Genomic DNA, 12,890 nt, shown 5'->3' with positions numbered 1-12,890 from the left:
ATACCTCCCTAATTTTCGGGAGGTTGATATTATTTTATTTCTTAAACAGTTTCAATGTTTCAATAATAAACGAAGGGTTTCCAAACAAAATAAATCTTGCTTTAGATTCTTTGTCAACATAATCATATGAATAATTTGCACCACCTTTAGTTACATCAGAATTATTATTTATTATTGTCATTAACTTATCTGACATTTCTTTGGCTGCCTTTTTCGTATCGCAATAATAATCTGCAATAGTACAAATTTGCATTTGACCATTCATATCTGTGTTAACACCATCAATAAAATCAAGTACTTGCTCTCTTTGATGCTGTTGCAAATCTTTTGCTACATTTCCTTTATTAAATAATTTTTCAATGTTTTTCATAGTAAACCTCCATTGACCTCCAATTTTTGTACCTTCAAGACTTCCATCTTTCAGATAATTTCTAATTGTACGTGTTGTAAAACCAGTCATTTTTGCAATATCTTCAACTGTATAAAGTTTTTCTATTCCTTCCATTTCTGAACTCTCCTTACATATATTGTTATTATAATTATAATTCATATATTTTCATATGTAAATACATTTTTTCATATATTTTCATATATTTTCATATTAATCGTTATTTACATTAACTGAATGATATTATCAACACTATTTTTAAACACAGCCTATTTATAAAAAACAACCGATATTAAAAAGCTAGTACACACAGAATAAATCATAAAGTGTACTAGCTCTCTAAAAGAATCAATGAACCGTCCCTGGCTTGGACAATCTCGATTTATTTAAGAATTCATGAACCGTCCCCAGCTTGGCAAATTGGCAAAGCGGCAAAGCGGCAAGTTATTTAGCTTGTTTTACCAGTAATGTGGAAATTCTTCACCTTCATTGCAGGAATAACAAAGTTTCCAAAGTAACCTTTCACAGGAAGTGTTTCTGAAGATATTGATTCTGCGTTATTGAAAACATTAAGTATGCTCTCAGTGAATCTCATATTCTTAACTGGGCATTTGATTTTACCATTTTCTATAAGGAATAAACCATCTCTAGTTAATCCAGTCATTAATCCTTCAATAGGGTTAACAATATTTGTGTAGTGGAATCTTGTTACAAGAAGACCACGATCAGTTGATTTTATCATCTCTTCTATTGAAGAATCTCCACCAGCCATAACAAGATGAAGTGGGAAAGAACCTTGTCCTTCATATCCCATTGAGTGACCTGTACTTTCTTTATTCATTAGGGAAGCGCATTTGGAATCGAAAGGCATCTCTTTGAATACACCATTCTCAATAAGATTTAGTTTAGTACGTTCATAACCTTCAAAGTCGAAAGGAATTGAAGAAACATATTTGTTTGTCCAATCGTCTATTATTGAAATATTATCACCAAATATTTTCTCTCCAACTTTATCTTTCAAGAAGCTTATTCCATCTAAATGAGCTTTTGAACCAAGTCCTAAATAACCCAAGTAGAACAAAAATTCTGAGACTGCATTAGGAGGCATTATTATATCGTAATGACCAGGCTCGATGGTAATAGCATCAACACTATCTTGAGCTGTTTTGTATGCTTTTTCAGTGAGAGATTTTATATCGATTTCACTGGTGTCATTAACTGATAATTCAGCAAAACCTGAAGCATTGTCCTTATGAGTAACTACAATATTATAAGTAATGGAATTTGTATTAGCGTAGCGCTTAATACCATTAGTATTCATGAGTAAGATACATGTCTTCTCTAATGTAAGCGATCCAGCAGCTGTGAAATCCTCATGAATCATTGATAGAGCATCTTTTATAAGGTCAGCTCTGTTTTCGATTGAGAAATCTTCATCAAGCTGAGGGTTATAAGTATCATTTTCTATATTATCAGGAGTATCAACCTTTGGATATTCAAAGTCACCTTCAGGAAGAAATTGAAGTTTTTCTTTAGCAGCATGAAGTGCTTCTATTAAAGATTCTTCATCAATAGCATTTGTAGTAATGGTTGATACTTTTTTTCCATTAAGAACAGTTAAAGTAACTTCATCATCACTTTTAACTACATTCTGATGTATCTCAGAATTTGCAAATCGAGTAAGTCCTTCTTCGCTACTCATAAGCGTAAGAACTGTATGATATTTAGCATTAGAAAGAACTTTTTCGAATAGTTTATAAGAAAAATCTTTATTTAACATCCTTAACACCTACCTTTATATTTCTAAATCTTGATGGTGCAGTACCATGTGCAACGTGAGCAACTTGTGATGGTTCACCTTTTCCACAATTAGGAGTTCCATAAACCTTCCAGTATTTTTCGTTACATACTCCATCACAACTGCCCCAGAACTCAGGAGTTATACCAGTGTATAGAGGGTTTTTAAATATCTTACCAGTAAGCTCGCCATCTTTGATTTCATAAGCTATTTCAGTTGCAAATTGGAAGTTTAATCTTTTATCATCAATACTCCAACTTTTGTTAGTATCTAAATAGAAACCATATTCAATCCCTTTAATTAGGTCATCTAATTCATAATCACCTGGCATAAGATTGATGTTTGTCATTCTAACTATTGGGATGTTGCTCCAACCATCAGCTCTATTTGTACCATTAGATTTCATATCTAATTTAGCAGCAGTATCTCTTGATGATATTAGGTTCTTAAGGATTCCTTTATCAATTATTACAGTTTTTTGAGCTTCCACACCATCATCATCATATCCAAAAGTGCCTAAAGCACTTGGAAGAGTAGCATCAGCTACAACGGTTACATGTTCTGAACCATATTTAAATCCTTCACGCATCATATCAACTGTAACAAAACTCATACCTGCATATGCAGCTTCAGATCCAAATACTCTATCAAGTTCAATAGGATGTCCAATACTCTCATGAACTTGAAGTCCTAATTGATTACCTCCGATGATAATATCATATATACCGCTTGGACATTCTTCAGCCTCAACAAGTTTAACCGCTTCCATTCCAATCTTTTCACTATGACCTAGAAGGTCAAGAGCAAGTACATATTCATAACCAGCAGTACCATGGTTGCCTCTGAAGGAATTAGGATAACTTCGTATCTGCATATCACCATCTTTAGCAGCGGTTGCAACAATTCCTCCTCCAGCTTCATATAATGTTTGAGTGATATAGCTTCCTTCTGTGTCAGCAAAAATCTTCTCCTGCTTCTGAAAATCCATTGAAGCTTCAGTCTTAACAAGTTCAGAGGACATTCGCATCTCTCTCTCAGAGGATAATAAAAGTTTTATTTTCTCAGTTAGAGGAACTGTGAATGGATCAATCTCAATTGGCGTAGAATAATGATCCTGAACAACATTTTTAGGTGCCATTTTGATTTTTTCACGCTGTAATTTGTTACTTGCTTTAGCTATTCTAAGTGCATTTTCACAAGCAGAATGAAGATCATCCACATTACGTGTACTAGCGAAGCCTAAAGAGCCATTATAAATTACTTTTACCCCAAAGCCTTTGTTTCTAGAATTACTGATAGAACTTACATTAAGATTTTCTGTAGAGATTCTCTCAGTAGTAGTATCCACAAAACGGATATCGCCATAGTCAACACTACAATTCTTAAGATATTCGATCTCTTTTAAAATTAAATTCTTCAAAAATCATACCCCCTTGATAATTATCTTTCATTATTACAAATTTAATATTGATACTTAGAAACTCTAAATATATATAATTATACCAGTTATTGGATGGAAATGGTGTGAATTTTCTGAAAATATATATGCGATATATAAAGATATATACATAGTTCAAATAATAAAAATATGAATTTAGGAGAAAAATACAAAAGAATAAGACTAAAATGAAAGGTAGGAATAGAGATGACTTTTTTCTTTTATTTAGGATTAGCAATGGTAGTTTATTTTGAATATTATAAGGCTGAGAGATTTACATCAAATATGGTAGCTGCAATTATATTTGCACTTGTAGTTGCAATAGGAGAATTTGGTTTTTTATCTACGGAAATTGTATTAAAAAATGTTATAAGAACATCAGTGGTAGTATATATTCTTATTAATATATTTGTTATATCTGTTGAGAAAAGAAGGGCATAAATCATAAATAAATAACAGAGAAGAAAGAAAAAAGAATAAATATTGATGATATTATTCATGCTTCAGGATATCTTAAATCTAATTTTTATAAAGTATATCTGTAAATATAAAAATTAATAAATTCTAAAAGTGACAGTTAAATGTGGAACTCTATGTATATAACCTAATTTTGAGACTTCATAAATACCCTATGCTATAATATTTATAAAAAGAACATTGTGGTATAGGAGGAAAGTTTATGAGCATGGAAAAGGTTGATAAAATAAATAAAGTAATTACAGCAATCATCTTATTATCAAATATTGTGGCTGTATTCTTTTTACCAGATAGGGTAGGGATACATATGAGTAGAGGTCATTTTGATAGTTATATCTCCAAATATATATTCCTTTTTATAACTCCAGCAGTAACACTAATAATTACGCTATATACAAAGATGTCAGAGAAGGGAATATATATTAAGGGATTGATTGTTAATTTAATATTGTTTGTAGCAAATTGCTGGATGCTATTTGCGAACTTAAAGGGAATGGCGTAATTGAATTAATGAGGGAGATACTATTATGAGCAATATACTGGATTTTATGAAAAATAAAGTAGTGTTTTTTGATGGAGCAATGGGAACTGAAATAGATAGGCGAGGGTTGGATATAAGCAAAGGTGTTATGAAATATAATATGACTCATAGTGAATTTATAAAAAATATTCATGATGATTATTTAGATGCCGGTGTAGATATAATAACAACTAATACACTAACAGCTAATGAATTATTCTTAAAAGATAGTGGGTACACTTCTAGAGAGATAATAGAGAAAGCTATACAGATTGCAAATGAATCTGTGAAAGGCTTACAGAATAAATTTATAGCTCAAGTTGTTGGACCAGCAGCATATCTTATAAAAGACAATGAAGATAATAAAGATAAAATTTTATATAGCCTATTTAAGAATCAGGTTGAAATTGGAGAAAAAGCTGGTGTGGATTTAATTTTAATAGAAACAATGTACACCTTGAAAGAAACTGAAATTGCTCTTAAAGCTGTGAGAGAAAATTCATCTTTACCAATATTTTGTACTGTGGTTCTCAATGATAAAGGTGAAACCTTTGATGGTAAAGGGATAAAGGATATAGTAGAGGTGCTTCAACAAAGTGGAGTAAGTGCCTTAGGAATCAATTGTACTGCTGTGAGTGATGAGCTTATTAAGAATGTAGAGGATTTAATGAAATATACAAATGTCCCTGTTATTGTACAGCCTAATATGGGAATGCCAAAAGAAATAGATGGTAAAAAGATATATAGTATAGATACAGATGAGTATGTGGATTTCATGCTCAAACTCCAGCTTAAAGGTGTAAAAATAATAGGCGGATGTTGTGGAACAACTCCTGAGTGCTTATGTCAGCTGAAGAAAAATATTTGATATTAACTATAGATATTTTAGTGTTGAATGATAAATGGACAGGCAGAACGAAAAACAATTACTAGTAGAACTTATCATAAAACATGTAATAGTGCATTAATTATTATAGGGGGAAGGGGTTAATGAGAGAAAAGAAGTCTGTTATTACGTTTTTGATTATTACTTTTGTTTTGAGCAGTGTCTGTTATGTTATCTGGATTAGGGGAGGAGAAGAGGCTACAGCTGCCGGAATATCTGTCATATTGATGTGGTGCCCAGCAATTGCTGCCTTCATAGTCCGTGGTAAATATTATAAAAAAGAAAAATTACTTGGTTGGAATAAGTGTAAGTTATCTTTTATCTTGGCTGGAATTTTTGTTCCTATCATATATTTAGGAGTGTCGTATGGTATCTACTGGTTGGTGAATAAAGGCTCATTTACTGGCGATTTAGGCATATTTACTACGGTTGCTTCAACATATTCAGATAAAGTAGATTCAGGTTCTGTGGCTACTATGGTTACACTGATTATACTGATTTTTTCATCAATTATATCCGCAGCAGGAGAAGAAATCGGTTGGAGAGGATTCCTTCTTCCACAAATGACAAAAATCTGGAATGTTAAGATTGCGGTTGTTGTCAGTGGACTGATCTGGGCGGTATGGCATATGCCTATTATAATTGCTGGGTTATATATGCCAGGAACACCCATATGGTATCAATTACCCATGTTTGTGATTGAAGTAATCGCCATAACAGTAGTAATGTCTGTTTTGAGATTAAAGTCCAAGAGTGTATGGCCTGCAGTGTTACTTCATGCAAGTCATAACTATGTGGATCAGGTTATCTGTAGGACAGTGACTGACAATGTTAACAGCGTCTATTATGTGGGAGAAACGGGTGTCATTACTGTTGTAGCAACGATACTTGTTGCAATAGGTACAGTAATGCTTTTTAGAAATAAAGTTAGTGAGAAAAAAATAGTTAGAAAAGTGTAGACTTGAATAGATTTAAAAAAATGGAGGTTTCAAAATAATTTAGATAATTATTTTGAAACCTCCATTTTTATATTGAATATAGTCAATTTAATTTCATTAATTTTAACACGGTATGCAAAATCCTACTTAAACTCAAACAAGACAATGTTCTCACCAGTTTTTATATTATATTTTACAATCATTAGTCCATCTAAATTGCCCGTATCTTCTTTTTGTGCAATATAAATTAAATTTTCATTATCAAGCCAAAGGGAATTTGAGTTTAGGTAATAGTTATGTTTTAAATGAGCTTTTGAATAATCTTTTATATTAACATCGTATTCTTTACCTTTATAATCAAACATTTGTATTTTAGACCAAGGGTTTGTAATATATTTATCCATATCTGGGGAAACTGAATTTGGAAAAGCATAGAATTCAGAAACGCTTAATACTTGATTGAATGAAGCTATCTTATTTGTTTTTAGGTCATAAACCAAAGGCATACTATCACTTGCAAATATAGCTCTACCATTTTTACATGTTATGAATTCCCATTCTGTTCCTATATCTTTTATTTTTGAGTGCTTTAAGATATTGCCTTTATAGATATTTCCTTTATTAAACCAAATTAAATCATCTCCAATTGTATCAAATAAAGTACCTACTAATTCAGTTTTTATCTCTTTGTAGTTTTCTTTTTTAGATAAAAGATATATGCTACTATGAGTATCTTGTATGAAAATATCTCCATTATCTTGAATTAATATGTTTTCAATTGTATCTCCGGTGTAATTTACATCTTTAATTTCATTGGTTTCTATATTTACAATCATAATGGTATCACAATATAAAACATAATATCGGGAATTTAGTGCTATTGGAATGAGCTTTTCTTTTTTTCCTACATTTAATTCACTGATATCTTCAGTAATAAGATTTATAATATGTAGAGGCCCGATATTAATAATTTTTTCTTCACACTGAATGTTAATTCCAGTGAGTGTTTTACCTTTTGGAGAAATATCAAGCATACTTACTATTGAGCCTTGGACATGATGTAAGCCTAAATTTTGGAGATCTATTATACTATAGATACCTTCCATATCCTTTTTTGTAGAGTATCCTATAGTATATTTATAGTTATTGAATATGAGCTTATCATCCTTGCAATATATTATTTCCCAAGGACCAACCCCTAATGAATGTTTTTCGAAATCTTTTTTTATGTTTTGATTTTTATAAAGAGATATTTTTTCTTCAAATCTCTCATTAGAAGAAGTTTCTTGATTTTTATTACACCCAATAATAGCGAAACTAATTGCAGCAATTATGAAAAATATAAATAATTTTCTAGTATTAATTTTCAAAGAATCACTCCCTTATTTTAATTAAGTACTTTTTCAAAATTTATGCTATCATGCCACTTCTCATTTTGATAAATATATTTATTATTACGCCCAGTAAATTGAAATCCATTCTTAATCAATACTATTTGAGAGCCTATGTTATCAGGGGATGTTCCTGCTTCTATTCTATGAAGTTTATGATTATTGACTGCTTCATCTAAAACAAGTTTTACAGCATTTGTTGCATAACCTTTCCCTTGATGTTCCTCACCAATTCTATATCCTAGTTCAGCCTTATTAAAACTTCCTCTTACTATTGATACTAGATTTACTCTACCTATAACATTACCAGTATGATCTTTGATTAAATACATGTATAATAATCCTTTTTCTTGTTCCTCAACTAGTTCTTTTATTATTTTATTGAAATTATTTAATTCATAATAGGAATCTCCTCTTGATAAACCTATTCTCTTAAAAAAATCTCTATTTTCAACTTCGAAGTTAAAAAGTTCCTGTGAATCTGACTCTTCAAGTAATTTAATTATAATATCTGGCATAAAAACCCTCCTATTAAATCATATTGTTTTTCAATCAATACTTTACTTAATTATGGAATTAAAATTTTCAAAAGCATATTATTTCTGATAATTTAAAAGTTTATGACGTACTCAATGAAATTTTTTTATATAGGACACAATACAAAGAAAGGCTACATAAAATACTATTCGATTATACCATAAATTACTAATATGTAATACATTGTAAGTGTTATTTGGGAATTAAAGGAGTATTATAAACTAATGAGGGATGTATCAAAATGATTCAACAAATCATTTTGATACATCCCTTTTTATTTGAAATTACTTATCATAATAAGGTGCTAATTGTTTTCATATATCTTAAATTTCTTAGATATTATCTTTTTATCAATAAAGTCAATAATTTTATACATAATAAAGGCTATTAGAGCTAGAATTATTATGCTGAGCATTACCATATCAAGCTGAGCTATTTGACCGCCGTAAACGATTAAGAAGCCTAAACCATTTTTAGCAACTAAAAATTCACCTATGATAACACCAACCCAAGATAACCCAACATTTATTTTTAGAGCTGATATTAATGTGCCTATATTTGCTGGAATTACTAAATTTATTAGAATTTGAAGCTTTGATGCACCAAATGTTTTCATAAGCTTTATTTTATCTTTATCAACAGTATTAAAGCCATTAAGTACAGTTATTATAGTTATTATTATTGAAATAAGAAGAGCCACAACTAATATTGCCTTAATACCATTACCAACCCAAAATATTATTATAGGTGCTAAAGCCACCTTGGGAAGGGCATTTAAAACTATAAGATAGGGTTCTAAAATATTATTCAAGCGTTTAAACCACCATAAAACTGATGCAATAACTGTACCAAGGATGGTTCCTAATACAAATCCTAAAATGGTTTCTCCAGTAGTGATTAGAATATGATATATTAAATTACCATCTTTATATAAGGTGATAAAACTCTTAAACATTCTTGATGGAGAGCTTGTTAAAAATGGGTCTATTATTCTAAGTTGACTAAAAATCTCCCACAGAACAAAGATAATTATTAGAATTCCTATTCTCCAAAATGTAACATTCCTTTGATCTTTTTTTAGTTTATCTAAGAATTCCTTATGACTTTTTACAGGTTGATTTTTCATCTTCTAACTCCTCCCATATTTTTTCATAGTATAATCCAAACATAGGTGATTTCCGTCTCTGTAATGGACTCTGAAATTCTTCTGGAAACTCAATATCTATTGCTGCCTTTATGCATGCAGGATTTTTTGAAAGAATTAGAACCTTATTACTTAAAGAAATTGCTTCAGGAATATCATGTGTAACTATTATTGCTGTTTTCTTTTCTTCTTTAATTATTTTATAAACTTCATCACCAATTTTAAGTCTTGTTTGATAATCAAGAGCAGAAAAAGGTTCATCTAGTAAAAGTAATTCAGGGTTTAAAGCTAATGTTCTAATTAAAGCTACTTTTTGTTTCATTCCTCCAGAGATTTCATTTGGATAATAAGATTTATAATCGATTAAGTCGTACTTTTTGAGCAAATTCTCAATAAATTCAATGTTAGATTTGTTGTACTTTTTCTGAATTTTTAATCCTAAGGTTACGTTGTTCCATACACTTAACCAAGGAAAGAGATGATCGCTCTGAAACATATAAGCAATCTTATTATTACAATCTTTAATTTCTTCATTATCCAGATTTGCACTTCCAAAAGTTGGTGTAATTAACCCGGCTATAATATTTAAAATTGTGGACTTACCACATCCAGAAGGACCAACTATAGCAATAAAATCTTCATTTTTAGCTTGGAAGTTAATGTCTTTTAATACCAGGTTTTCTGATTTTTTATTAAAAAATATCATATTTATATTATCTAATTTCAATGATTTCAAGTATTTCACTCCTAGACTATTGATAAAGCGTACTCATATGATTAAACTTAAAAATCTTCATATTTATACAATATGCTGGATAACTGATTTTGAGACAGCTTAAGTTTAATCTATTAAGGAGTATGAAAATAAATAACAAGTAAGAGATAGAACGGAGATTTTGTGACATAAAAGAGTTGAAACCCACTGATAGTTGATTTATCAGGGGGGTTCAAGGATGAAGTATACACACCATAGTTTTATGCTTAGTTATATATTTGAATATATCTAGGGTTACATTTCATGACTTTTTCTGATATATGTTGATCCAGAATAATCTTCAACGATAATTTCTATATTTTTACCAATATAATCTTCAATAATATCATTTGGTATATCATACTCAATAGTTTTATCGAATTCAAAGCTTTCAAGTTTTAATTCTCTATGATTATGAAAAGTTCCGAATTGTGTGTCCTCATCTACAATCTTTCCATCTTTTAAGATTTGAAATTCTATCTTTATATGATCACCACTAGATACTTTTACTATAATGTTTTTAAGTTTTAATAAATCATAATTTGATTTATCATATTTAAAAGGTAAAGTATATGAATTCCTAATTCTACCTGAAAAACTGAATTTAACATGGTTATCTGATTGTGACTGTGACCTTGGTTCTAAATCTATTTGTACTCTGTCTTTCATCATTGAATAGAAATCAATATTGAATAATTTTTCACTAGTAGAAGTTTTATCATCCTTAACTAACACTTTAAATTCATAGTCGTTTTTAAGTGAAAGGGTTAGCTCTTTTGTATAATTAAGGTTGTCCGCGTTTTCTATAGGGAGCTCAGTCCATTTATCGTTTTCATTCTTATCTGTAGGTTTCTTTCTATATATAAGATATACTTTGGAGTTATTATTTAAGGTACGTAAACTCCAAGTTAAAGCTACTGTAGCATTTTTAAGATCGTTACTTATATTTGTTACAGAATAGCTCCCATTATATAGCCATTTGCTGTTTTCATGTATTTCATTCAATGTATTGTTAACACTATTTCGAACACTATTTACACTTCTATCTATGTTGAACAGTTCATTTCTTGTATAGGTCATATTTGTTTGAAGATCTTTAACATGTGAATAAATTGATATATTCAGTATTAATATACCTATCCCAATGACTATAAATACTTTATCTTTTACTTTCATACTCAATCCTCCCTTTGTAGAATATATTATAGCATAATTGTAATTATATGTATCGAATATAAGTTGAAGTACATAAAGTTCCCTCTGAAAGTTGTTTTCTTCATAAACAGTATAAGGCATATTCAAATAAATAAAAGGTATGGAATTACCTCATTAAATCCCATACCCTATTTCTAAATATTAAATTTTAAATTGATTTTGAAAATTATTTTGATTCTTCTACAACTTTTTCACCATAGGTAGTATCAACTATAATATTGAATTCAGGTCTCTGTGGCATTAATTTTTCGTCGTAGGATTGAATAATATCCATAAGTCTATCTAATGATTCTTCAGTCATTACTGGAGTATCAGCGTAAGCATTGATATCTTTGTAGCTTCTTATTGATTTAATCAAGATTTCCTTATCAATACCTGGGAAGAAGGAAGCTATCTTATCAGCAATTTCTTCTTCGGAATGTTCTTGAACCCAAAGCTGTCCTTTATAAATAGCTTTTGTAAATTCTTCAATGATTTCAGGATTCTTTTCCATATATGATTTAGTAGCAAAATAGCAGGTATATGGTATTGGTCCTGCGCTTTCTCCGATGGAGGCAACAATATGTCCAGAACCATCTTCAACTAGAGTAGTAGCTGTAGGTTCAAATAATGTTACATATTCTCCAGTTCCGCTTTTAAAAGCACCAGCTGTAGCTGTAAAAGCTATGTTTGTTATGATTTCTAAATCCTCTTTAGGATTTAAACCATTTTTCTTTAGAACGTATTCAAATGCCATTTCAGGAACTCCACCTGGACGACCACCTATAACAGTTTTACCTTTTAATGATTTCCAGTCAAAATTTGGTTCATCATTATTTCCAACTAGGAATGAACCGTCCCTTTGAGTTAATTGAGCAAATACAATCGGATAATCATCTCTTCCTTGATTGTAAATATAGATTATTTGCTCAGGTCCACTGAAGCCAATATCAGCATTTCCGCTTAGTACTTGTTGCATGGTTTTATCTGCACCCTGTCCAGTAGATAAGTCAATTTCAATTCCTTCCTCTGCAAAATAACCTTCATTGATTGCCACATACATAGGTGCGTAGAAAAGAGAACGAACAACCTCATTTAATCTAACAGTGACAAGTTCTTTATCAGTTTTCTTTCCACAGCCACTAAAAGATAAAGTGAATAGCATTATAACTGAAAATACAACTAATACTTTTTTAAATTTTTTCATAATGTCCAGTTAACTGGATACACCTCCGAATTCGATTTTATATATTATCATATGAAAAGAGGGAGGATTTTGATAATGATTAGTAAACTCAAATATAATCAGAGTATCAAAATGTAATTCATTCATAGATTCATTTGAAGGTTTAAGAAAATATTGATAAATTAATTGTATTATATGCTATAATTGTTATTAATTTATAAGAGGTTATATAAAATACT

At 30.1% G+C, this 12,890-nt stretch carries 13 protein-coding genes; 4 read left to right on the top strand and 9 right to left on the bottom strand.

What is annotated here, in order from left to right; genetic code table 11:
- Window positions 1-34: 34 nt before the first annotated feature.
- From KDK92_RS05640 to KDK92_RS05630, 3 genes are all read right to left on the bottom strand, one after another.
- Window positions 35-505 carry a helix-turn-helix domain-containing protein gene (locus KDK92_RS05640; RefSeq protein ID WP_250858170.1) on the bottom strand — a complete coding sequence of 157 codons (471 nt, stop codon included), beginning with the start codon at window positions 503-505 and terminating at the stop codon, window positions 35-37.
- A 331-nt stretch (window positions 506-836) separates the two neighbouring features.
- On the bottom strand, window positions 837-2,168 hold the full coding sequence (locus KDK92_RS05635) for a TldD/PmbA family protein (RefSeq protein ID WP_250858168.1): 1,332 nt from the start codon (window positions 2,166-2,168) through the stop codon (window positions 837-839).
- Window positions 2,158-3,606, bottom strand: a complete 1,449-nt coding sequence (locus KDK92_RS05630; RefSeq protein WP_250858165.1) for a TldD/PmbA family protein — start codon at window positions 3,604-3,606, stop codon at window positions 2,158-2,160. The genes KDK92_RS05635 and KDK92_RS05630 overlap by 11 nt, the downstream gene beginning before the upstream one ends.
- 225 nt (window positions 3,607-3,831) lie before the next feature.
- Here KDK92_RS05630 and KDK92_RS05625 point away from each other — a divergent pair, with 225 nt between their 5' ends.
- The 4 genes from KDK92_RS05625 (at window position 3,832) to KDK92_RS05610 (ending at window position 6,466) form a co-directional block, all read left to right on the top strand.
- Window positions 3,832-4,065: a hypothetical protein gene (locus KDK92_RS05625; RefSeq protein ID WP_250858164.1), complete on the top strand. Its 234-nt coding sequence runs from the start codon at window positions 3,832-3,834 to the stop codon at window positions 4,063-4,065.
- 238 nt (window positions 4,066-4,303) lie between these two features.
- Window positions 4,304-4,603 (top strand): hypothetical protein, encoded by a 300-nt coding sequence (locus KDK92_RS05620; protein ID WP_250858162.1) that lies wholly within the window; start codon window positions 4,304-4,306, stop codon window positions 4,601-4,603.
- Between the two features lie 25 nt (window positions 4,604-4,628).
- Entirely contained in the window at window positions 4,629-5,489 is an 861-nt protein-coding gene (locus KDK92_RS05615) for a homocysteine S-methyltransferase family protein (RefSeq protein ID WP_250858160.1), read from the top strand.
- A 170-nt stretch (window positions 5,490-5,659) separates the two neighbouring features.
- A complete protein-coding gene (locus KDK92_RS05610) occupies window positions 5,660-6,466 on the top strand; it encodes a CPBP family intramembrane glutamic endopeptidase (protein WP_250858159.1) in 807 nt (268 codons plus the stop codon).
- Window positions 6,467-6,588: 122 nt separating this feature from the next.
- Here KDK92_RS05610 and KDK92_RS05605 read toward each other — a convergent pair whose 3' ends face one another.
- From KDK92_RS05605 to KDK92_RS05580, 6 genes are all read right to left on the bottom strand, one after another.
- Window positions 6,589-7,815, bottom strand: coding sequence for a hypothetical protein (locus tag KDK92_RS05605; protein ID WP_250858157.1), 1,227 nt, complete (start codon window positions 7,813-7,815; stop codon window positions 6,589-6,591).
- A gap of 17 nt (window positions 7,816-7,832) precedes the next feature.
- Window positions 7,833-8,354, bottom strand: coding sequence for a GNAT family N-acetyltransferase (locus KDK92_RS05600; protein WP_250858155.1), 522 nt, complete (start codon window positions 8,352-8,354; stop codon window positions 7,833-7,835).
- A 323-nt stretch (window positions 8,355-8,677) separates the two neighbouring features.
- Complete coding sequence (locus tag KDK92_RS05595; protein WP_250858153.1) at window positions 8,678-9,499, bottom strand: ABC transporter permease; 822 nt, start codon at window positions 9,497-9,499, stop codon at window positions 8,678-8,680.
- Complete coding sequence (locus KDK92_RS05590; RefSeq protein WP_250858151.1) at window positions 9,471-10,253, bottom strand: ABC transporter ATP-binding protein; 783 nt, start codon at window positions 10,251-10,253, stop codon at window positions 9,471-9,473. The genes KDK92_RS05595 and KDK92_RS05590 overlap by 29 nt, the downstream gene beginning before the upstream one ends.
- A gap of 273 nt (window positions 10,254-10,526) precedes the next feature.
- A complete protein-coding gene (locus KDK92_RS05585; protein WP_250858150.1) occupies window positions 10,527-11,447 on the bottom strand; it encodes a hypothetical protein in 921 nt (306 codons plus the stop codon).
- Window positions 11,448-11,652: 205 nt separating this feature from the next.
- Window positions 11,653-12,672 carry an ABC transporter substrate-binding protein gene (locus tag KDK92_RS05580; RefSeq protein ID WP_250858148.1) on the bottom strand — a complete coding sequence of 340 codons (1,020 nt, stop codon included), beginning with the start codon at window positions 12,670-12,672 and terminating at the stop codon, window positions 11,653-11,655.
- Window positions 12,673-12,890 lie beyond the last annotated feature (218 nt).

Source organism: Oceanirhabdus seepicola, from assembly GCF_023684385.1.
Lineage (GTDB): Bacteria > Bacillota > Clostridia > Clostridiales > Clostridiaceae > Oceanirhabdus > Oceanirhabdus seepicola.
This window is presented reverse-complemented; position numbering and strand designations above follow the sequence as displayed.

Bases quoted from the DNA above. Each gene is read 5' to 3' on its own strand.
- KDK92_RS05640 (WP_250858170.1), bottom strand. From the start codon at position 505: ATGGAAGGAATAGAAAAACTTTATACAGTTGAAGATATTGCAAAAATG.
- KDK92_RS05635 (WP_250858168.1), bottom strand. From the start codon at position 2,168: ATGTTAAATAAAGATTTTTCTTATAAACTATTCGAAAAAGTTCTTTCT.
- KDK92_RS05625 (WP_250858164.1), top strand. From the start codon at position 3,832: ATGACTTTTTTCTTTTATTTAGGATTAGCAATGGTAGTTTATTTTGAA.
- KDK92_RS05620 (WP_250858162.1), top strand. From the start codon at position 4,304: ATGAGCATGGAAAAGGTTGATAAAATAAATAAAGTAATTACAGCAATC.
- KDK92_RS05615 (WP_250858160.1), top strand. From the start codon at position 4,629: ATGAGCAATATACTGGATTTTATGAAAAATAAAGTAGTGTTTTTTGAT.
- KDK92_RS05600 (WP_250858155.1), bottom strand. From the start codon at position 8,354: ATGCCAGATATTATAATTAAATTACTTGAAGAGTCAGATTCACAGGAA.
- KDK92_RS05595 (WP_250858153.1), bottom strand. From the start codon at position 9,499: ATGAAAAATCAACCTGTAAAAAGTCATAAGGAATTCTTAGATAAACTA.
- KDK92_RS05585 (WP_250858150.1), bottom strand. From the start codon at position 11,447: ATGAAAGTAAAAGATAAAGTATTTATAGTCATTGGGATAGGTATATTA.
- KDK92_RS05580 (WP_250858148.1), bottom strand. From the start codon at position 12,672: ATGAAAAAATTTAAAAAAGTATTAGTTGTATTTTCAGTTATAATGCTA.